25 protein-coding genes are annotated in these 21,594 nt (G+C 42.0%); 16 read left to right on the top strand and 9 right to left on the bottom strand.

Annotated elements, in window-relative coordinates:
- The first annotated feature begins 221 nt into the window (after positions 1-221).
- The 3 genes from HWQ47_RS08055 (at position 222) to HWQ47_RS08045 (ending at position 4,219) form a co-directional block, all read left to right on the top strand.
- Positions 222-1,730 (top strand): alkaline phosphatase, encoded by a 1,509-nt coding sequence (locus HWQ47_RS08055; protein WP_269970642.1) that lies wholly within the window; start codon positions 222-224, stop codon positions 1,728-1,730.
- Positions 1,731-1,759: 29 nt separating this feature from the next.
- Positions 1,760-3,364, top strand: a complete 1,605-nt coding sequence (locus HWQ47_RS08050; RefSeq protein ID WP_269970641.1) for an alkaline phosphatase — start codon at positions 1,760-1,762, stop codon at positions 3,362-3,364.
- A gap of 75 nt (positions 3,365-3,439) precedes the next feature.
- On the top strand, positions 3,440-4,219 hold the full coding sequence (locus HWQ47_RS08045; protein ID WP_269970640.1) for a hypothetical protein: 780 nt from the start codon (positions 3,440-3,442) through the stop codon (positions 4,217-4,219).
- Positions 4,220-4,283: 64 nt separating this feature from the next.
- Here the strand turns inward: HWQ47_RS08045 and ltaE are convergent, their stop codons facing one another.
- Positions 4,284-5,297, bottom strand: a complete 1,014-nt coding sequence (gene ltaE, locus HWQ47_RS08040) for a low-specificity L-threonine aldolase (protein WP_269970639.1) — start codon at positions 5,295-5,297, stop codon at positions 4,284-4,286.
- Between the two features lie 347 nt (positions 5,298-5,644).
- Between ltaE and HWQ47_RS08035 the strand changes: the two genes are divergently transcribed.
- Positions 5,645-6,292, top strand: coding sequence for a trimeric intracellular cation channel family protein (locus HWQ47_RS08035; protein ID WP_269970638.1), 648 nt, complete (start codon positions 5,645-5,647; stop codon positions 6,290-6,292).
- A gap of 135 nt (positions 6,293-6,427) precedes the next feature.
- Here the strand turns inward: HWQ47_RS08035 and HWQ47_RS08030 are convergent, their stop codons facing one another.
- The 3 genes from HWQ47_RS08030 to HWQ47_RS08020 all read right to left on the bottom strand — a co-directional run bounded on the left by HWQ47_RS08030 (position 6,428) and on the right by HWQ47_RS08020 (position 8,573).
- The gene (locus tag HWQ47_RS08030) at positions 6,428-7,252 is read right to left on the bottom strand and encodes a mechanosensitive ion channel family protein (RefSeq protein ID WP_269970637.1); all 825 of its coding nucleotides are present in this window, start codon (positions 7,250-7,252) and stop codon (positions 6,428-6,430) included.
- 124 nt (positions 7,253-7,376) lie between these two features.
- Positions 7,377-7,952 carry an OmpA family protein gene (locus tag HWQ47_RS08025; protein ID WP_269970636.1) on the bottom strand — a complete coding sequence of 192 codons (576 nt, stop codon included), beginning with the start codon at positions 7,950-7,952 and terminating at the stop codon, positions 7,377-7,379.
- Between the two features lie 210 nt (positions 7,953-8,162).
- Complete coding sequence (locus HWQ47_RS08020; protein ID WP_269970635.1) at positions 8,163-8,573, bottom strand: PACE efflux transporter; 411 nt, start codon at positions 8,571-8,573, stop codon at positions 8,163-8,165.
- Positions 8,574-8,657: 84 nt separating this feature from the next.
- Between HWQ47_RS08020 and HWQ47_RS08015 the strand changes: the two genes are divergently transcribed.
- Positions 8,658-9,536, top strand: a complete 879-nt coding sequence (locus tag HWQ47_RS08015; RefSeq protein WP_269970634.1) for a LysR family transcriptional regulator — start codon at positions 8,658-8,660, stop codon at positions 9,534-9,536.
- Between the two features lie 55 nt (positions 9,537-9,591).
- Here the strand turns inward: HWQ47_RS08015 and HWQ47_RS08010 are convergent, their stop codons facing one another.
- Together HWQ47_RS08010 and HWQ47_RS08005 are read right to left on the bottom strand one after the other, a co-directional pair.
- Positions 9,592-10,044 (bottom strand): DUF924 family protein, encoded by a 453-nt coding sequence (locus tag HWQ47_RS08010; protein WP_269970633.1) that lies wholly within the window; start codon positions 10,042-10,044, stop codon positions 9,592-9,594.
- Positions 10,045-10,290: 246 nt separating this feature from the next.
- Positions 10,291-10,884, bottom strand: coding sequence for a DUF4136 domain-containing protein (locus HWQ47_RS08005; RefSeq protein WP_269970632.1), 594 nt, complete (start codon positions 10,882-10,884; stop codon positions 10,291-10,293).
- A gap of 171 nt (positions 10,885-11,055) precedes the next feature.
- Here HWQ47_RS08005 and HWQ47_RS08000 point away from each other — a divergent pair, with 171 nt between their 5' ends.
- The 4 genes from HWQ47_RS08000 (at position 11,056) to ruvX (ending at position 12,964) form a co-directional block, all read left to right on the top strand.
- Positions 11,056-11,370, top strand: coding sequence for a hypothetical protein (locus tag HWQ47_RS08000; protein WP_269970631.1), 315 nt, complete (start codon positions 11,056-11,058; stop codon positions 11,368-11,370).
- 163 nt (positions 11,371-11,533) lie between these two features.
- Positions 11,534-11,863, top strand: coding sequence for a stress response translation initiation inhibitor YciH (gene yciH, locus HWQ47_RS07995; RefSeq protein WP_269970630.1), 330 nt, complete (start codon positions 11,534-11,536; stop codon positions 11,861-11,863).
- A gap of 37 nt (positions 11,864-11,900) precedes the next feature.
- The gene (locus HWQ47_RS07990) at positions 11,901-12,461 is read left to right on the top strand and encodes a YqgE/AlgH family protein (protein ID WP_269970629.1); all 561 of its coding nucleotides are present in this window, start codon (positions 11,901-11,903) and stop codon (positions 12,459-12,461) included.
- An 83-nt stretch (positions 12,462-12,544) separates the two neighbouring features.
- Entirely contained in the window at positions 12,545-12,964 is a 420-nt protein-coding gene (gene ruvX / locus HWQ47_RS07985) for a Holliday junction resolvase RuvX (protein WP_269970628.1), read from the top strand.
- A 44-nt stretch (positions 12,965-13,008) separates the two neighbouring features.
- Here ruvX and hemH read toward each other — a convergent pair whose 3' ends face one another.
- From hemH to HWQ47_RS07970, 3 genes are all read right to left on the bottom strand, one after another.
- Positions 13,009-14,040 carry a ferrochelatase gene (gene hemH / locus HWQ47_RS07980; protein WP_269970627.1) on the bottom strand — a complete coding sequence of 344 codons (1,032 nt, stop codon included), beginning with the start codon at positions 14,038-14,040 and terminating at the stop codon, positions 13,009-13,011.
- A gap of 233 nt (positions 14,041-14,273) precedes the next feature.
- Positions 14,274-15,386, bottom strand: a complete 1,113-nt coding sequence (locus tag HWQ47_RS07975) for a PilT/PilU family type 4a pilus ATPase (RefSeq protein ID WP_269970626.1) — start codon at positions 15,384-15,386, stop codon at positions 14,274-14,276.
- A gap of 28 nt (positions 15,387-15,414) precedes the next feature.
- Entirely contained in the window at positions 15,415-16,452 is a 1,038-nt protein-coding gene (locus tag HWQ47_RS07970; protein WP_269970625.1) for a type IV pilus twitching motility protein PilT, read from the bottom strand.
- 36 nt (positions 16,453-16,488) lie between these two features.
- Between HWQ47_RS07970 and HWQ47_RS07965 the strand changes: the two genes are divergently transcribed.
- The 7 genes from HWQ47_RS07965 to hemW all read left to right on the top strand — a co-directional run bounded on the left by HWQ47_RS07965 (position 16,489) and on the right by hemW (position 21,435).
- Positions 16,489-17,190 (top strand): YggS family pyridoxal phosphate-dependent enzyme, encoded by a 702-nt coding sequence (locus HWQ47_RS07965; protein WP_269971695.1) that lies wholly within the window; start codon positions 16,489-16,491, stop codon positions 17,188-17,190.
- A 145-nt stretch (positions 17,191-17,335) separates the two neighbouring features.
- A complete protein-coding gene (gene proC, locus HWQ47_RS07960; protein WP_269970624.1) occupies positions 17,336-18,154 on the top strand; it encodes a pyrroline-5-carboxylate reductase in 819 nt (272 codons plus the stop codon).
- Between the two features lie 59 nt (positions 18,155-18,213).
- Positions 18,214-18,762 (top strand): YggT family protein, encoded by a 549-nt coding sequence (locus HWQ47_RS07955; RefSeq protein ID WP_269970623.1) that lies wholly within the window; start codon positions 18,214-18,216, stop codon positions 18,760-18,762.
- Positions 18,762-19,049, top strand: a complete 288-nt coding sequence (gene yggU, locus HWQ47_RS07950) for a DUF167 family protein YggU (RefSeq protein ID WP_269970622.1) — start codon at positions 18,762-18,764, stop codon at positions 19,047-19,049. Before HWQ47_RS07955 ends, yggU begins: the two co-directional genes overlap by 1 nt.
- A 72-nt stretch (positions 19,050-19,121) precedes the next feature.
- Positions 19,122-19,556, top strand: a complete 435-nt coding sequence (locus HWQ47_RS07945) for a DUF4426 domain-containing protein (protein WP_269970621.1) — start codon at positions 19,122-19,124, stop codon at positions 19,554-19,556.
- Between the two features lie 140 nt (positions 19,557-19,696).
- Positions 19,697-20,299, top strand: coding sequence for an RdgB/HAM1 family non-canonical purine NTP pyrophosphatase (rdgB, locus tag HWQ47_RS07940; RefSeq protein WP_269970620.1), 603 nt, complete (start codon positions 19,697-19,699; stop codon positions 20,297-20,299).
- Positions 20,299-21,435, top strand: coding sequence for a radical SAM family heme chaperone HemW (gene hemW, locus HWQ47_RS07935; protein ID WP_269970619.1), 1,137 nt, complete (start codon positions 20,299-20,301; stop codon positions 21,433-21,435). Before rdgB ends, hemW begins: the two co-directional genes overlap by 1 nt.
- The last annotated feature ends 159 nt before the right edge of the window (positions 21,436-21,594 follow it).

Below are 21,594 nucleotides of genomic sequence, written 5' to 3'. Positions count from 1 at the left end.
GTTCATTTCAATATTGAGGGCGAGTCATATTAATGAGTAGATACCATGATGATGCTAATCAACTTCATGCCTACATGAATGCTTCACTTAAATGCGTAATATTCTATGTCACAAAACTGCCATCACTTTGTCCTCTCATCGTCATATATATATCCGATTATCGTCACGTTAACTAACTGGGCTCAAAAACAGACCTCAATAATATAAGGGTGATGATAGTGATGAATATGAAAAATATAGCTGCGCTGGTTTCATGCAGCTTAGTGACTATAACTGTAACGATGGCAGCCAATGCTGCCGTACTGCCCTCGAATCAAACAGACAGCGAATGGTTTATATCCAGTGCCCTTAATCTTGTCAAAAAAACACAACAAGAGAACAAAGATAAGGCAAAAAATGTCATTCTTTTTGTGGGTGATGGTATGGGGATCTCAACCTTAACAGCTGCACGTATCTTTCAAGGGCAGCAGAAGCAAGGCAACATGGGCGGAGAAGAGAACTTTCTAAGCTTTGAGCTGTTCCCCAATACAGCGTTAGTAAAGACTTACAACACCAATCAACAAACCCCAGACTCAGCAGGCACCATGACGGCCATTGCTACTGGTGTTAAATCTAAAGCAGGCGTCTTATCAGTCTCCGACACTAGCCTACGTGCAAACTGTTTGTCATCTAAAGGCAATGAACTGATTACCTTAATCGATCTAGCCAATGCTAAAGGCCTCTCTACCGGAGTTGTCAGCACCGCACGTATTACCCATGCAACGCCTGCCGCTACCTACTCAAATACACCTGAGCGTAACTGGGAAGCTAACAGCAACCTGCCAACTGAAGCTGTTGCTAATGAGTGTAAAGATATCGCCTATCAACTGGTGATGCGCGATGAAGCCAATGCACTTTCTGTCGCACTAGGTGGTGGACGCCGTAACTTTATTCCCGACACAGTCACAGATGGTGAAGACAAAAAGGGCAGACGAAGCGATGGTATCGATCTGACAAAGAGCTGGACTGAAAACAACAGTAATGCCACCTACGTGTGGGATAAAGCTGGCTTTGATGCCATCGACACAGCCTCAACGGATCATTTACTCGGTCTATTTAACTCCTCTCATATGGAGTACGAAGCTGACAGATTGGATGATGCAGCAGGTGAGCCCTCATTAACTGAGATGACCACTAAGTCTATCGATATCTTAAAAAAGAACGACCAAGGTTATCTCCTGATTGTTGAGTCGGGTCGAATCGATCATGCCCACCATGCGGGCAATGCTTATCGTGCCTTAATGGACACGGTTGAGCTATCAAATGCAGTTCAGGCTGCGGTTGATAACACAAATCCTGATGACACCTTAATCATGGTCACTGCAGATCACAGCCATGTTTTCACCATCGCTGGCTACCCTAAACGTGGTAACCCTATCTTAGGCTTGGTGCACAATGTCGATGGCAATGTTGCCACTGCTGATGATGGTAAACCTTACACCACATTAGGCTACACCAATGGCCCCGGGGCTGTGATTGGACAGCGCGACGATCTCAGCTCTGTCGATACTCTGAATAAAAACTTTATGCAACAAGCCTTAGTGCCAATGGGCAGCGAAACTCACGCAGGTGAAGATATTAGCTTACATGCCACAGGTCCGGGGTCACATCTTGTGCAAGGGGTTATCGAGCAGAACGTTATCTTCCATATCATCAATCAAGCCCAGTCACTTGACGGCACGAAATACTAGTCAAACAGTACTCAATTTTGGAGCAACAAATGAATAAGAAACTTCTAGTACTCTCTATGGCTGCAATCTTTGGTCTAGCTGCATGTGGCGGTGACGGTGATAACGGCAGCAAGGGTAATAATGGCAACGATGGTAAAGACTGGACGGCTGTCAATGAATGGTACATAGACGGCCAACGCCAAGTAGCTAAGACTTCCGGCACGTCAGTTAATAATGAAGCCGGCGCTGCCAAAAACATCATCCTGTTCGTTGGTGACGGTATGGGTGTATCAACAGTCACTGCTGCGCGCATTCTCGATGGTCAACTAAAAGGTCAAACAGGTGAAGAGAACTCGCTGTCTTTTGAAACCTTGCCGCATCTAGGATTAACTAAGACCTACAATGTTGACGGACAAACACCAGATTCTGCTGGCACCATGACAGCCATGGTTACCGGCGTTAAAACCGATGTGGGTGTCATATCTCAAGCCGAAGGTGTCACTCGTGGCAACTGTGCATCAACTTCAGGTCAAAACCTAGTGACCTCATTGGAGCTTGCTGCGATAGCTGGCCTGTCTACGGGTGTCGTTACTACGGCGCGTATTACTCATGCAACGCCTGCGGCAACTTATGCCCATACACCTGAACGTAATTGGGAGAGTGATGCCGACCTACCTGCAGAAGCGGTCACTCACGGTTGTAAAGATATCGCCAGTCAACTTATCGATTTTAGCTATGGCAGCGGTATCAATGTGGTAATGGGCGGAGGGCGCCGCGCCTTTATCCCCAATACCTTGACTGACGCCGAAGGTAAAAACGGTAAACGTCTTGATGGCCGTAACCTCACCAGTGAGTGGACAGCAAAATATACCAATTCAACTTATGTCGAAGACAGAGATAGTTTTTTAGCAATAGATCCAGCCACCACTGACCATGCGCTTGGTCTATTCAATTCATCCCATATGGAGTATGACTTTGACCGTACTCTCGATGGCGTAGAAGGTGAACCTTCACTGGCAGAGATGACAGCTAAAACTATTGATATTCTAAAGAAGAATGACAAAGGGTTTGTACTCATTGTCGAAGCGGGACGTATCGACCATGCACACCATGCTGGCAATGCTGCAAGAGCCCTATACGACACCATAGCACTGTCTGAAGCTGTGCGTGTCGCCATGGAGAAAACCTCAAGCAAGGATACTCTATTGATGGTCACGGCCGATCACAGTCATGTATTTACCATTGCGGGTTACCCGACACGAGGCAATCCAATACTTGGCCTAGTTAAGGGCAATGACTCATCGGGTCTAGCTGGAGTGACTCACTCAACCGACAGTAATGGCTTACCTTATACCACCCTTGGTTACACTAATGGCCGTGGATACGCCAACTTAAGCACTGGCGGCGATGAGCGTTACGGTTATCCTATAGAGGCTGGACGGATTGACCTTAACTATGTTGATACTCAAAACGCAGGTTTTCATCAAGAAGCCCTTATCCCTCTGTCGAGCGAAACCCATGCTGGTGAAGATGTGGCAATATTTGCGAGTGGCCCGGGGGCCCACTTAATACAGGGTACGGTTGAGCAAAACCATATTTTCCATGTCATTAATCACGCCGCTAATTTAGTAGTAAAAGCAGAAGCAGCTCAATAAGTCTCAATCTAACTATACCAACTTAAGGTTACTCAATATCTTTGAGTAACCTTACATTAACACTGTGGAGTTTCTATGAAATACTCTTTGCTTATTACGGCCCTTTTACTTGTCATAAGCCAAACCAGCTTTGCCCATTCAGATAGTGAGACGTTACAGCAAATCAATACCAAAGCCACCTCATTTATCTGTGACAATTTAGATCCAATCAGTATTGATGTGCGCTATGACATAGTGAGATCAAATGGAATAGATGGAGCGGCATCAATACAACAAATCCAGTTGATAAAGAATCAACAACAAGTGATCTATAAACGTTCACCAACCACATTCGAAGCTTGGAATCGCTTAGGTGAGTATATCCGTTACTTCCCACAAGAGCTCCGCTCTATTACCTATCGACCAAGCGATCTGCGTTCGCTCAATATAAACTACGACCTCGCGCAGCAATTTCACTTAGTATCGCCAAAGGTAAAGTCTCAACTGAAGAGAGGTGAAATCAGTCAGGTTTCCTGTTTCCAAGTGAGCCATTATTTAGGCCAACAAGCCGGACACGAAATCTTGCTAAGATGGATAGATTCACTCAACCTTCCCTACGAGTTCACATTAAAACAGGGACAAGGAAACATCACCTATCGCTTAGTTGAAGCAAGCCCTATCACCAATGTAGAGGTTAATGCGCTGACCCAAGGGTACAACGACTTAGATTTTGCTGACGTCGGCGACAGTGAGTCCGACCCTTTTATCGCTAAAATGATCATTCAAGGTTTTATCCAACATGGAGGTTTAGGCTTCTATGACAGTAATGGCAACTCGATTTCAGACGGTAAACATCATGGTGGGCATTCACATTAGCGTTAGAAGTCGCAAACAAAAAAAGTCTGCAGATGCAGACTTTTCTTTATTAACGTCAGCTTACTTATGACATTAAGTGACGTTTAAGCTCAGTAATAAAGATATCGATATCTTGGCGACTAATATCAGCATGTGTCACTAAACGGACTGTTGCACTTGGACTGATGAGTATGCCATTTGTTTTCAATTTAGCGGCAAGAACAGTAACATCAACTCCAGAGGCGACCTGAACATAGACCATATTTGTTTGCACTAAAGAGAGATCGACACTTAACTCATCTACATTCGCGAGTTGCTCAGCAAGATAACGAGCATTATCATGATCGATAGCTAAACGCTCAACTTGATCTGTTATAGCCAAACTTGCCGCAGCAGCTAGAATCCCTGCTTGACGCATTCCACCGCCGAGCATTTTACGCCAGCGTCTAGCTTTACCAATTAAGCGGTCATCTCCTAATAAGATAGATCCTACTGGTGCACATAATCCCTTAGATAGACAGATAGAAACTGAATCAAAATACTGAGTAATATCACTAATCGCAATATTCTGCGCCACTGCAGCATTAGCGACACGAGCGCCATCCAAATGTATTTTCAACTTATTATCGAACGCTAACGTTTGTGCTTGAGCCAAATACTCTTGAGGAAGCACCTTACCCCCAATAGTGTTCTCTAGGCTAAGAAGCCTTGTCTTAGCAAAATGAATATCATCGGGCTTTATCGCCGCTTTAATCTCTGAAAGTAAGATAGAACCATCTGCCTGATTATTCAAAGGCTGAGGTTGGATACTCCCAAGTACAGCCGCACCTCCCCCTTCAAACTTATAATTGTGGGCTTGTTGACCACAGAGATATTCATCCCCACGTTCACAATGGGACATTAAGGCTAACAAGTTAGCTTGAGTACCTGAAGAGGTAAAAAGCGCAGCATCGAAACCATACATTTCGGCTGACATTGCCTCTAAATGGTTTACCGAAGGGTCATCACCATACACATCGTCGCCCACTTCAGCATTGGCCATCGCCTTGCGCATTGCTGACGTTGGCATGGTCACGGTATCGCTACGAAAATCTATCATAAGCTCACTTCACAAGAGTTAATATCTTTCAAGAACAGGCATACTAACCTTACTGCTAACACTGTACCAGCGTTAAAAGAGCTGATGCTTAACATGTTCATCATATTAGTCAAAATCAAACTTTAAGATAAAAATACCAGCCAAACAACGATTTAAACAACAATAAAGTAGTTAAGATTAGTATATCTATCAATAAACAACGTCACAACTTAACAACAAAAGAGATGTAAGCATAATTTATTATTTAAATCATTAGATAAACTAATCAAAATAAATAATAAATGTCTATTTTGTTTTTTCATTTTTTCATGCAAAATCCCCTCTCTTTTTTCAGGATGGCTATTTCAATGCAAGAAGTTCAATTTATCAGCCTACTCTGGCTTATCGGTATCATTGCTGAAGCGATGACTGGTGCGTTAGCTGCTGGAAAAAAACAGATGGATCTATTTGGTGTGGTCATTATTGGCTGCGCCACTGCTATAGGCGGTGGGACCCTTCGCGACATGATGTTAGGTAATTACCCATTAATCTGGGTTGAAAATGTGCACTACCTCATTGCCATCGCGCTCGCATCGCTACTAACTGTGTTGATTGCCCCGGTGATGCGTTACTTATCTAAGTTGTTTCTTGCTATCGATGCATTAGGATTAGCAGTGTTCTCTATCATAGGCGCACAGAAAACCTTAATGTTAGGTTTTGGTCCAGTTGTGGCTGTGGTAATGGGGCTTGTAACTGGCGTATTTGGTGGTGTTATCCGCGATATCTTATGTAATCAAGTTCCACTTATTTTTAAGAAAGAGCTTTACGCTTTAGTCGCACTACTCACTGCGGCACTCTATGTCGGTCTTAAGTCTTTTGAAGTGGCAGAATGGATTAACTTAGCCATCTGTCTATCCTTTGGCTTCAGCTTCAGAATGTTAGCGATTAAATTTCGCTGGGGAATGCCTAAATTCGACTACCAATATGAGCATGGCCACGATGGTGCCTCACATTAAATGCTTGCATAGCTGATGCTCTATCCATGGTAATTCTCATAAATGTTTTGACCTCCAAAATTTTAAACGCTCCAGACACAAAAAGGTCGGCTATTGCCGACCTTTTTGTGTCTCATAACAGATAACTCAATTGGATTATACTGCTGGAGCTTCCTTCACATGAAGATCCATTTGAGGATATGGAATACCTATATTCGCTTCATCTAGGGCTATTTTAATCTGCTCTAGCAGTTCAAAATAGGCTGGCCAGTAATCACTGCCTTTTACCCAAGGACGTACGACAAAGTTCACAGAAGAGTCCGCTAATTCAGAGACGGCAATTGTGTAAACAGGATCCTTTAAGACATACTGGTTATTCTCAACGATCTTAGTCAAAATATTCTTAGTATCAGCCAAATTAGCATCGTAAGAGACACCAATGACCAGATCGACTCGACGCGTATCCATCGCTGAATAATTAATAATCGTACCGTCCATCATTGCAGAATTTGGCGCAATAATGAGCTTATTATCAGGCGTAAGTAACTTAGTCGAAAAGATAGTGATCTCACTAACTGTACCAGCAATACCAGCCGCTTCAACATAATCACCTACACGGCAAGGTCGGAACAACACCATCAAGACGCCTGAAGCAAAATTAGACAGTGATCCTTGAAGCGCAAGGCCCACAGCTAAACCCGCCGCACCGATTACAGCGACCAAAGATGCAGTTTGAATACCGACCTGACCTAATGTGGCCACTATGGTAAATACTAGTACCAGTCCCCAAGCCATATTCCCGACGAAAGAGGCGACTGTCTCATCGATTTTTTTCTTAAGTAACAGCTTACAGGTTATCTTTTTAGCTAATCCAGCTAAGTATTTACCGACAACAAAAATGACAATAGCTAAGAGCACTTTCATGCCATATGTCACGATAAGATCTGGTGCTTGTTCAAACAAACCTTCCAAGTTTTCCATTTATTTACTCCCTCAAATTAGCCAAATAAAGTTTGGCTTATTAATTTTAAATTCATTAATCAGATACGACTAATGAATTAATTCAAAACAACAGATTGATAATTATCTGTAAAAATAACAGGCATTAATCTAATTCGACAAACAGTTCTACCCTACGGTTCATAGCTCTCCCTTCGGGCAAGTCATTACTTGCGATTGGCCTAGTATCAGCCATCCCTTTAACAACAAAACGTTCAGAATCAAACCCTAAATCATCAACTAAGATCTGCTTAACGTTTAAGGCTCGTAAGTAAGATAACTGCATATTACCCGCTTCACCGCCCATTGAATCCGTATGACCCAGTAAGCAGAGGTTTACATCATGCAGTAATAAGAAAGACTTAATACGAGTAAACACTTGCCACTGAGTAAACATGACATCAACCTTAGCAAACTCGAAATTCAGCACCAAAGGAGTTACTTGAGTACAAGTCTCTGGGTAAAGCTTATTATCCAGAGTCAGTAAACAAACTCGATCAATCACGTCTAGTCCGCTACAGCCCGTGGAATCGACCAATACATCTGCCTTTGTTCGCGGACAAGCATCCTTAACATCAGGAACCCCATCACCATCCATATCTGCCCAAGCCCACGTCGAAGCAGTAAAACTTAATAGGAATCCTACAGATACTATAAAACTCACATCAGAACGCTTTATCATAACTACCCACTAACTTAAGTTTTCACACTAAGAATTAATCCTATATGAACCCTATATAGCTCATGGAAGTAAAATAGACAATTCCCAACATTACCCTCACGAATTGCAACCATTTTATAACCTTCTGGCAAATTCGTAAACAGCTAGTATAAAACACCCAAAAAAGCTCAGATAAACAGTTAAAGTAAATAATGGCTTAGATCCCCTAGTTTACCCCGCTACCAGACGGCTTCGTATGTTGTCATAACACCAATTAAATATGATGGCATAAAAGAAGAAAAAGATAAGAAAAGCGGCTTCCATTAATAGCGCCGCCCCTAAACTGATACCTAGAAACCAAGCAATCAATGGCACTGTAATAAAGATAATCCCAGACTCGAATCCAAGTGTATGGCCTATTCTTAACGATAAACTTCTGCTTGCCCGCTCGCTACCAAACTGTTTATCAAACCAAATATTGTAAAAATAATTCCAGACTACAGCATATAAACTTAAGCCAACACCAACAACTATCAAGGAAGACGCATCTTTACTGCTAAACATAGCGGCTGCCGGAATAAGGATAGCTAACGCTATTAGCTCAAATATAATCGCGTGAAACACTCTCTCTTTAGTTTGCATACCTTAGACTCCAATAAGTAACTTGCAGTCATTATCATCTCTATATATGATAATTGATAATCACATACCATCAGCTTTACTGATATGCCTTCTATTGAGCAACTCACGTCATTTGTCGCTACCGTCGAATCCGGTTCATTTTCAGCTGCGGCACGCAAGCTAGGTAAAGTGCAGTCAGCCGTCAGTCAAAACATCATGAATATGGAGATAGATGCTGGGTTTCAGTTATTTGATCGATCGAGTCGTTATCCAACATTAACAGCTAGAGGTCAAAAATTATTACCACAAGCTAAAGCCGTGATCGCTCAACACCATCGACTTTCCCAACAAATCAATACTCTAGAATCCGATGAAATAATTAAACTCACTCTAGCCATAGATGAAGGGATCCCCTATACCAACCTTATCAAGTTACTACCTGAACTTGAACAAGCCTACCCTGAGCTGGAGCTTGAGTTTCTCTGCGCTTCGAGCCAAGATGTCATCCAACTTGTTATAGATAAAAGGGCAACTTCAGGCTTAGTATTTAGTGACAACTTATATCCAGAATCTATCGACTTCGAAACATTGGGAACCGTTGAATTTGAACTCATGGTCAGTCCCCTTCACCCTTTAGCTCAAGAGAGTTCAAATCACATTGATATCCTAAAGCTACATAGACAATTGGTCATAAGCTCTGTAGGTTCAAAAGTTACTTGGTTCAACCAAGCCCACTCACCCGATGTCTGGTATGCTGATAATTACTATGTCTTATTGGAATTGGCTAAATCTGGATTTGGCTGGGCTTTACTGCCTCTTCACTTAGCTATAGAGGCGCTAGAAACGAATACACTGTGTAAAGTACCGGTACAATTTGAACAGCTGGGCTGGCAGGCAAATGTCGATGTAATACAGCATAGCGCAGTGCAGCTTGCAGCCAACGATGCTTTACGAACCATACTGCGACGACTGCTTAAGATGTGAATGAACGAAAGGAATACAGGTTTGAAAATAATACCATTCAAACCTGAAATTTCACTTATGAATTAAGCAAAGAGGCTTGTGCATACCAAGTAGACCACACTGTTTTTTCCGGAACGTCAACTTGGGACTCCATCCCTTCAAGCAGGCGGATCAGTAACTCTCTATCTTTATTCACTGAAGAATAGAAAAGTGGATCGTAAAAACAACGGCGCTGTACAAGATCGAGCTGAGTATCAAAACCTAAATCGACACCTTGTATACACAAATCTCTAGCACGTCGGTTTAATTCATTCACTTCACTATCAGCCAGTAAATGTGCTACTGGGCCCATAAGTAAAATTAACGACATCCTACCTGGCGGAGTTTTCTGCCAATCACTAAGCTTGCCTAACTTAACTTCATCTAACAAGGCACGCCAATGAGACTGCGTTTGAGTCGAAAGTGAACTTTTAACTACCCCTTCACCCTTGTTATATTCACTAAACCACTGATTTAAAAACTGATCCACAAGGCCACCTTAAATTGACATAAGCTAATAATTATAAACAGGTATCAGGAAAAGCTCTCTCTGAGTCTGCTTTTAAATAATACTGATTGATATAAGAGGTTTGAGAGTATCATTCAGTACAAGCTATTAGATGCTCGACTTTAGTCTAGATTGGCGGTCACACACTATTTATCTTCTCTTGATAACCAACAAAAAAGGCGACCTTTACGGGGTCGCCTATACACTGTATTGAATGAATCTAGCTCACTATTTAGCCGTTGGCTTAGGAGGATAGTCCATTAGCATGGAAGAGACAGCTTCATTAACAATTCCTACACGCTCACCTGGTGTATTTTCATTTCGAATGGTATCTGTAACGGTACCACGCCAAATTAACCTGCCAGACTCTCTATCGATCATATCTAAAATTAATGTACCAACTTCATATTCACGAACCGTAGTTTGCGTATTCATTGAACGACTCATGCCCCAACCATAGCCATAACCATATGGGTTGTAACCATATCCATAGGGGTTATAACCATAGTTAGTATTAAAAGTATCGACATTAATCTTCTTATCGACCTTAGTTAAATAATTGACTAGCACATCGGCAGTTTCAGCATTAGTAAGCTTAAGGCCTTTAAGTGCAAGCTGCTTATCTACAGCTGCTCGTACACGTTGGTCCATCAAGCCATCTAAATGGTAACTGTTGTCTTGAGATTTCTGTTCAACCCAAGCAAAAGTTTTAATATCGCTGAAATTAATTGCCGGATCGTAGTCCGAACTTGATCTCATTGAGCTACACGCGCTAAGCGCACTTAGTGACAATACTGCTAAAATTAACTGAACATTTTTCATGTTAACCTCGTCAAATCCTATGAAGTGAAATATATTAATACATTTGTATCCCATCTAGCAATGTTATCTTTTACAACTCAATTTTATTGACATAACAGTTCCATTTCAACTTGACTCAGCCCTTAATGCAAATGATAATGGTTATCAATTACTAAATTTAAAGGATTACAAATGCTTTGGTTTATTGCTGCTTTCATTATTGCGACCGGAGTGTACAAATTTACCCCAGCAAATGTCACAACACAAACCATAGCCAACTCAAACAAAGATAGCTTAGGACATATAGGTCTGTTCATTTTACTTGGAGTTGTTCTACTCTGGTTACTCTTCACGGTTTTTCAAGAGGGAACTAATAGCTATGCAGCGGCCTCATTCGGATTTGTGCTGACAGCTTGTACAATAGTCTTAGCAAAATTTCACAAATTTATGATCCCTTGTGCTCTCATCACAGTGATCTCTATCATCATAGGGACTTTGAACAGTTAGTTTAAGCACACTAAGTTCCTACTGAACCCTATATTTCCAAGGTTGTCTTAGGTACCAGACCACATCCCATGGTCTTTTTTGCTTTTAAACTTCGCGATTGACTCCCACAAGTTTCACCATTTTGTTAAACTCGGTCTAATTGTCGCTAATTAATTACTCTCCCATGCAAAAAGATTCAAACACAACACTTGTCTATAGTACCGATATTGGCCGTATAGCCCCTGAAAAAGAGACCCAAGAAACGCCAATAGGCGATGGTATTGTCAGGATCCATAAAGACAGTAAAGGTCGAAAAGGCAAAGGTGTAGCTATAATCAAAGGCTTAGGATTAAATGAAAAAGAACTCAAAACCTTAGCTCAAAAACTTAAAAAACAATGTGGCTGTGGTGGTACGGTTAAAGAGTTTAATATTGAAGTTCAAACCGACAATAGAGAACAACTTAAAACCATACTTGAAAAACTAAACTACCAAGTAAAACTAGCTGGTGGATAAGTTAATACACCCTGAATATCCCTTTGTGGAGCTAAAGATGGACAGTTTACAAAATCACTTGTTAATCGCTATGCCCTCTCTTGAGGATACTTTTTTTGAACGCGCTGTGATCTATCTTTGCGAACATGATGAAAAAGGGGCCATGGGAATAATGATTAATCGGCCGATAGGTATCGATGTCAACGAACTATTAAAGCAGATGCAACTCGATGATGAATCTGATTCAGTGATCTCACTAGGCTCAACCGTACTCAATGGCGGGCCAGTAAATCCAGAGCGGGGGTTTGTATTGCACACTCCTCAGTCTAACTGGAACAATAGTCAACGTTTAACCGATGAGATTATGCTGACAACCTCTAGAGACGTACTGACCGCATTAGGCAGTAATGCCGCCCCTGAAAATTTTATCGTTGCTCTTGGCTACGCTGGTTGGGGTCGAGATCAACTCGAGCAAGAACTCGCCGATAACACTTGGCTTTCTACTCCTGCGACAAAAGAGTTACTGTTTGATATTAGTTTTGATAAAAGATGGCAACGAGCGACCGAATCCCTTGGCTTTGATATCTGGCAGCTGTCGAGTCAAACCGGTCACGCATAATCCATCCGTAACGACTTGGTCAACATATTAATCAATATAGCTACCAAGCCGCCCAGCTAAGAAAAACAACTAAGAAGTAGAGTATGAGTTCACAAACAGTTTTAGGCTTTGATTATGGTACTAAAAGTATAGGTATCGCGATAGGACAATCACTCACTGGCAGCGCGAACCCATTGCAGTCTATAAAAGCCGTCGATGGGATCCCAAGATGGGAAGAGATAGGCTTATTGATCGAAGAGTGGAAACCTGACTTAGTTGTCGTCGGCCTCCCACTAAATATGGATGGGTCGGAGCAAGAGATGACCCAAAGAGCAAAAAAGTTCGCCAACAGAATAAATGGTCGATTCGGAGTAAAAGTTGCGACACAAGATGAACGTCTAACAACTGCCGATGCTAAGGCCAGACTGTTCGAGATGGGTGGCTATAAAGCCCTGACAAAAGGTCAAGTCGATGCAATGTCTGCGGTATTGATCATAGAAAGCTATTTTGAAAGCCTATACTAAGCAATAAAGAGATCTACAATGGGAGCAAAGCTCCCTTTTTAGCTTCAAAGATAAGGTCTCACTAAGTTCGCCATCATCTTAATATGCAGATCATCGTCATTGAGTGCCGGAATATAACGATATTTCTGTCCACCAGCCTCTTCAAAAATCAATCGATTTTCTTCGGCTATCTCTTCTAATGTCTCTAAACAATCAGCACTAAAAGCAGGACATACCACCGCAATATCTTTAATATTTTGTTCAGGAAGTGAGCTCATTGTCGCATCAGTATAGGGCGTTAACCACTTAGCCTTACCAAATCGCGACTGGAAAGTCGCAATATACTGGTCGTCAGTCAGTCCTAACTTCTCAACAACCAGCTTAGTTGTCTGCATACAGAAACAGTAATAGGGATCACCAAGGTGTAAATTACGCTCAGGCATACCATGGTATGACAATACCAATTTCTGCGGCTGACCATTGGCTTCAAAATCACGTTTTATAGACTCAACTAAAGCATGAATGAAATCAGGGTGTTCATGATAAGTGTTGATAAAGTGTAATGAGGGCAGGTATCTCCAGCCAGTCAACTCTTTAGCTACTGCATCAAATACTGAGCCAGTCGTTGGGGCAGCATATTGAGGGTAAAGAGGCAGAATCACCATTTTATCAACCCCCTCATTATGCATACGCTTTAACGTATCAGACACAGAAGGATTACCATAGCGCATACAAAACTCGACCGATATATCCTGCGGATCAACCAGACCTGTACCATTATCTTTAAAATAGCTGGCTAGCTTATCTGTCTGCTGACGGGTGATAGCCATTAAGGGAGAGCCTTTGTCTGTCCAGACCTCTTTATATAGCGCAGCTGATTTAGCAGGTCTGATACGTAAAATAATGCCATGTAAAATCAACATCCACACTAACTTAGGGATCTCAACCACTCTAGGATCTGACAAGAACTCGGCAAGATAGCGCCTTACTGCCGAAGGGGTTGGTGCATCGGGCGTGCCTAAATTAACCAGAATAACACCGGTCTTACCTCGTTTAGAATGTGCTACGTCTTTCGATAAACCTGAATATTTAGCCAAGTTAGCCTCTTTAGAATGCTGCAATTACTGGATATTAAACCATAATTTGAATCAATATTTTAAGCCATTTAACGACAAAAAGTAGACTTAGGACAAACTTATACCAATCCGTATCCCTTAGCGCATAAAAAAGGCTCTTGCTAGTATAACAAGAACCCTATTTGACGAATTAAGCACAATATGTCACCAACGATAACCAATCACTTTATGATATTTAATGCCTTAGACTCATCTTAGTTAAGATCTAACGTGACTCCCTCCATAAAGCCTGAACCACCAGTGTCTGAACTTTGCAGTTTGATCATCAAACGCAGATCATTTGGTGAATCAGCATGATGCAAAGCATCTGCATAACTAATCTCGCCTTCAACATAGAGCTTCAATAATGCCTGATCGAAAGTTTGCATCCCCTGTTCATTTGACTTAGACATGGTCTCTTTAAGAGAATGAAGTTCATTCTTAGCGATAAGACTACTGATCCTTGGCGTGTTAATTAAAATCTCAATCGCCGCTCGACGCCCAGTACCATCGGCTTTAGGAACAAGTTGCTGAGCGACAATACCACGCAAGTTAAGCGAAAGGTCAAATAGTAATTGTTGATGCTTATTTTGAGGCACTAAGTTCATAATACGATCCAGAGCCTGGTTTGCATTATTGGCATGAAGCGTCGCCATACATAGGTGCCCAGTTTCCGCGAAAGCCAATGCAAACTCCATCGTCTCTTGGCTTCGAATCTCACCAATTAAAATCACATCAGGAGCCTGACGCAGAGAACTTTTAAGTGCCGCATCAAAGGATTCGGTATCGATCCCCACTTCTCGCTGAGTAATAATACTCTTACGATGATCATGAACAAACTCGACTGGATCTTCAATGGTAAGAATATGTCCGCGAGAATTGGCATTGCGATAACCAACAAGAGCAGCTAATGAGGTTGATTTACCGGTGCCGGTTCCTCCGACCATGATGATGAGTCCACGCTTACTCATTACCAAATCTTTCAAAATAGGAGGAAGATTTAAGTCATCGACATCGGGAATATTGGTTTCGATACGACGCATAACGCAACCAGGAGATTCCCTTTGCCAAAATGCACTCACACGAAAACGTCCCAAATCTTTTACCGCAAAAGCAAAGTTACACTCACGGGTCTCGTGGAACTCTTTTTTTTGCACATCGCTCATTAACGACTCGACGAAATCTAACGATTGCGCTGGCGTAAAAGAGTTTTCACCTAAAGGCCTTAACTCACCGTCTATCTTTGCACTGGGTGGAAAACCAGCCGTAATAAACAGATCCGACGCTTTGCGTTCCACCATTATTTTTAAAAAGGGACGAACATCCATAATAAAGCCTTATAATACTGAATATGTACTAGAACGTAGTTTGCTTATTGGAGCTCTTATGTTGAGCATCTTCACGGGTGATTTGGCCTCGATTAACCAAATTTTGCAGACATTGATCTAATGTTTGCATACCGTGAGCCATACCAGTTTGAATTGCTGAATACATCTGTGCCACTTTGTCTTCGCGAATTAAGTTTCGAATTGCAGGCGTGCCCATCATGATCTCATGAGCTGCCACTCGACCACCACCAACCTTTTTGATCAAGGTTTGTGAAATTACCGCCTGAAGTGACTCAGATAACATAGTACGTACCATTCCTTTTTCTCCTTCAGGAAATACATCCACAACACGGTCAATGGTTTTAGCTGCAGAGGTGGTATGTAAGGTACCAAAAACTAAATGACCCGTTTCTGCCGCCGTCATTGCCAAACGTATGGTTTCCAAGTCTCGCATCTCACCCACTAAGATCACATCAGGGTCTTCACGAAGTGCACTTCTAAGTGCAGCATTAAAGCTATGAGTATGACGATGAACCTCTCGTTGGTTAATCAAACACTGCTTATTCTGATGCACAAATTCTATCGGGTCTTCGATGGTGAGAATGTGTTCATGCCGGCTTTCATTGATATAATCAACCATGGCCGCAAGCGTGGTACTTTTACCTGAACCTGTCGGGCCGGTTACCAGCACCAAACCACGGGGGAATTCAGATATTCTCTTAAATATTTCCGGTGCGCCAAGTTGCTCAAGGCTCAAGATGTCGCTGGGAATGGTACGAAATACTGCAGCTGCTCCTCTGGCTTGGTTAAAAGCGTTGACTCGAAAGCGTGCAAGGTTAGGCACTTCAAATGAAAAATCTATCTCTAAATGCTCTTCATAATCTTTACGCTGCTTATCATTCATGATGTCATAGACAAGTCCATGCACTGCCTGATGATCTAAAGCGGGCAAATTGATCTTTCTGACATCGCCATCAACACGTATCATAGGAGACACACCTGCAGAGAGATGTAAATCTGACGCTTTGTGTTTTACACTAAAGGCAAGTAACTCTGTGATTTCCATAATATGGTCTATCCATTCAATCAAAATAATTACATGATGACAACAATAGCAGACAGACTAGCTAACGCCCAGTATCGAATCGATCAAGCGGCACAATTTTCATCAAGAAATTCCGATGAAATTCAATTACTCGCAGTGAGTAAAACAAGACCTAATACTGATATTATAGCGGCCTATACTGCAGGACAGAGGCATTTCGGTGAAAACTACGTTCAGGAGGGTGAATCTAAGATCATCGCCTTAACATCTTCTTGTCCTGAGATTGTTTGGCACTTTATCGGCCCTTTACAGTCAAACAAAACCAAGGTGGTTGCAAATTTGTTTGACTGGATGCACACATTAAGCCGAGACAAAGTCGCTCAACGTTTAAGCGATCAAAGACCGAGTAACTTGGCACCGTTAAACATATGCATTCAAATTAATATTAGTGAAGAGTCGAGTAAATCCGGCGCAACCGCTGCTGAAATGTTGACTCTAGCGGCGTCTATCACGTTACTACCAAACCTAAAATTGCGTGGTCTCATGGCGATCCCTACGGCAACGCAAGATATAGAACGGCAAAAGAATGAGTTTCAGAAACTGCAGGATTTATACTTATCGTTACAAAAGTCCTATCCTGAAGTGGATACACTATCGATGGGAATGAGTAACGATCTTGAGCAAGCAATAGAACATGGTTCTACTATGGTTCGCATTGGCAGTGCTATTTTTGGTCAACGAGATACACCTAGCATTTAATCCATTATGAATGTTGGCTTATGGAACTGCTTTTGAACATAGTAAAGCAGTTGATTTATCCATATACGCCCAAATATTATATATGAACTCATAAAAATGAGTCCCTATAATAACAATTAGCCTTAGGCTGAAAAAGAGAACAGATATGGTTGAGAAGAAGTTGTGTTTTATCGGCGCAGGCAATATGACACGCAGCATAACAAGTGGCTTGGTAAAAAGTGGTTACACGCCATCATTGATCCATGCGACAAACCCAAGCACCGGGAAATTAGATACGTTACAACACGATCTCAACATTAGGGTCTCTCAGGACAATCTTGCCGCAGCTAAAGATGCTGATGTGATAATCTTAAGTGTTAAGCCCCACTTTATGCAGGCTGTGTGTCAGCAGCTAAGTGTATTGGATTTAGCAGATAAACTTATTATTACCATAGCTGCAGGGATCACAACTAAGAGGTATAAAGATTATTTTGCTCAAGAGATAACACTTATCCGTGCTATGCCTAACACGCCCACTCAGATAGGTGTGGGAATGACGGGACTGTTCGCAGGTGGCGATATTTCACAAGATCAGAAGAGTATTTGTGAGCAGTTAATGTTGAGCGGCGGTGAAGTACTTTGGGTAGACACTGAAGCGGAACTAAATCAGGTTATCGCCCTTGCCGGCAGCTCTCCTGCCTATTTTTTCCTATTTATGGAAGCGATGCTTGATGCCGCAAAAGAATCAGGGATCGATGAGATAAAAGCGCGCCAACTGGTACAGCAGGCGGCTTTGGGCGCTGCGCAGATGGTAATACAAAACCCACAACTGAGCACTGCTCAATTGCGAGAAAATGTCACGTCTAAAGGAGGCACTACAGCTCAAGCCATCAATGCCTTTGAATCTGGTAATATTAGAGGATTAGTCAAGCAAGCTATGGACGACTGTGTCGCGCGAGCCCAAGAGATGGCAAAGCAATATTAAATTTTCACCGATTTACGACCCATTGATATAAAATTGAAATTACAACATAGAGAGTTCAGATGAATGCATTAAGTTTTTTAGTCAGTACCTTTTTCGACCTATACCTTATGGTGGTTATTTTACGCATATGGTTACAACTTGCTAAAGCAGATTTTTACAATCCATTTAGCCAGTTTATCGTCAAAGCGACTCACCCGATAGTGGCCCCTTTGCGCAGAGTACTCCCTTCTGTAGGCGCTTTCGATACCGCATCCGTTGTACTAGCTTTATTGGTTGTTACCGTAAAATTTGTCACCCTAAGCCTAATCGCTGGTGCAGCAATCGATATCCTGACTATACTGCTGATCTCTGTCGTATCCGTATTTAAACAAGTGGGTGTTTTACTATTTTGGATGCTTATCATCAGAGCCGTTCTTAGCTGGGTAAGCCAAGGTCATAACCCTATTGAAATGGTAATGAGCCAGTTAACAGAACCATTGCTTTCCCCTATCCGCCGCATGTTGCCTTCTATGGGTGGATTAGATCTTTCTCTGCTAGTGATGATGATCTTACTTAACTTCCTCAACATTTTACTGGCTCAATATGTACCTTTCTGGGCAAGCGTTTAATGGCTCCAGTTACTAAGCAGCAGGATGATCTGCTGCTTAACCTTTATATACAACCTAAAGCCAGTCGAGATCAGATAGTCGGTGTTCATGGTGAAGAGCTCAAAATTGCTATCACGGCTCCGCCTGTTGACGGCAAAGCTAACGCGCACCTGACTAAATTTCTCTCTAAGGCATTTAAAGTTCCCAAGGGAAATATAAAAATCCTTAAGGGTGAGCAAGGAAGACATAAACAAGTTAAGATTGTCTCTCCCAGAATCATACCTGAAAATATAGGTTTACTGCTTTAACGCGCTAGCAGCATAATCGTACTTTAGAGTAGTTTGAGTATATACTCATTAAATGATCATAGGAGTCTAGCCATGTTAAAATCCATATTATCAGCACTAATTCTGAGCCTTGCTTTGGTAGGTACTGCTTCGGCAGAGCAGAAAGAGAAGGTTGGCAATTTTGATATCCATTACGCTGCATTAAGCAGTACCTTTCTCACACCTAGCATAGCTAAATCATATGGAATTAAACGCAGCAGTTACACTGGGTTAGTCAATATATCAGTACTCGACACCAGTCAAGAGGGCAATCCTGCGGTAGCAGTCGAAATTTCAGGTGTCGCTAACAATTTATTAGATGCGCGGATTCAACTGAAGTTTAGAGAGATCCGTGAAGGAAAAGCGATCTATTATATTGCAGAGGTTCCCTATCGAGATGACCAAGAAATTAATTTTCGAATAGCCATTAAGTATGGAAATAAACTCAATACACAACTGAAATTTAAACAGAAGTTTTATGTAGAGTAGTTAATTAAACGGGCGCTGTATTTTCACCTCTTTCAACGTCCGTTAAACTCATTCAATTCTCCTCAATCTCCGCTATCGTTTCCTCTCTACCTTGGTTATCATTGCGCCCAAATAATTCCCATTTTAGTTCAAGGTCACTCATGGATAAGTTCGTACTCGCCAGTGGTAATAAAGGTAAATTAAAAGAGTTTTCAGAGATATTCTCTCAGTATGGAGTCGAAGTCTTTCCCCAAAGCCAATTTAATGTAGTCGAAGTGCCTGAGACCGGGACTACCTTTGTAGAGAATGCCATCATTAAAGCTCGTCACGCAGCTCAAGTAACGGGGATGCCGGCGATTGCAGATGACTCTGGCTTAGAAGTTGATATATTAAACGGCGTTCCTGGGATCTACTCTGCTCGTTACGCGGGCGAAGGTGCTGGCGAGGCTGAAAACTACACCAAGTTACTCGACGCACTAAAAGATAACAAAGATGGTCGAACGGCACGCTTTCAGTGCGTTCTGGTTTATATGCGACACGCTAAAGATCCTACTCCCATTATTGCTCAAGCATCTTGGGAAGGCCATATTGGCTTTGAGGCTAATGGCCTTAATGGCCACGGTTATGACCCTATTTTTATTCCAACTGAACACACCTGCTCTGCAGCTGAACTTAGCAGTGAAGAGAAAAACCGCTTAAGCCATAGGGGTAAAGCGATGGAGATCTTAATTGCCGCTATGCAGAAACAGGGCTTATTAATTTAATGCTGACGTTACCTCCATTGAGCCTGTATGTTCATATACCATGGTGTGTGCAGAAATGCCCTTATTGCGACTTTAATTCCCATGGCCAAAATGGTGAGCTGCCTCAGCAGGAATATGTTGATGCTCTCATCGCTGATTTAAACCATGACTTAAGGTATGTTCAAGGACGTAAGCTGCATTCGATATTTATCGGTGGTGGGACACCATCTCTATTTCATGCCGCTCAAATAAAAAGGTTGTTGGACTATGTATCTCAAATTATCCCATTTAAGGAAAGTATAGAGATAACCATGGAAGCCAACCCTGGCACTTTAGAACACGATGATTTTGAAGCTTACTACCACGCTGGTATCACACGCTTATCAATTGGCGTTCAGAGCTTTTCCAGTGACAAGCTTAACCTGCTTGGGCGGATCCACGATGAGAATGAAGCAAAAGTCGCTGCACGAAAAGCTCTTAACACAGGTTATCAAAGTTTTAATCTAGATCTAATGCATGGATTACCAAATCAAAGTTTTGATGAGGCAATGGCCGACATTGATACCGCTGCAGCCCTGTCTCCCCCTCACCTTTCTTGGTATCAGTTAACCATAGAACAGAACACGCTGTTTCACTCAAGGCCGCCTCAACTACCTGATGATGAAGCGCTTTGGGAAATCTATGAACAAGGCCAGAAGAAACTTGCTGCCTTAGGCTACGAGCAATACGAAATATCTGCCTACGCTAAACCTGGTTTTCAGTGCCAACACAATATTAATTACTGGCAATTCGGTGACTACTTGGGCATTGGCTGTGGCGCACATGGTAAAGTCACCTTACTCGGTGAAAATAAGATACTGAGAACGGTAAAGATTAAACACCCTAAGGGTTATCTTACAGCGGACGACTACAACTTCGAGACAACTGAAGTTATTATGGAAGATCGCGCCCTTGAGTACTTGATGAATCGTTTCAGATTAATGTCACCGATCCCTAAAACTGAGTTTGAACAGAGAACTGGCTTATCAAGAGATGTGTTAATTCCAGGTATTAACGCATCTAAAAAGAAACTACTTCTCACTGAGAGTGTTGATCATTGGGAACTAACAGCCAAAGGGAAATTATTTGTTAACGAACTTCTCTCTCAATTCTGTTAAGCCTAATAAACCTAAAGTAATACCTCATCTTTCAAGAGGCTAAACCCCACAATTTAGCCTCTTGAAACATTTACTAACACTAAGATTCAAACATTATCGATTAGCTTCTTTAGGATTAGCACTTGCGTTTCATTAATTCTAAAAAAAAAGACTAATTAA

The sequence above is a fragment of the Shewanella sp. MTB7 genome (genome assembly GCF_027571385.1).
GTDB lineage: Bacteria > Pseudomonadota > Gammaproteobacteria > Enterobacterales > Shewanellaceae > Shewanella.
The sequence above is the reverse complement of the archived record's forward strand: the minus strand, read 5'-3'. Positions and strand labels throughout refer to the sequence as shown.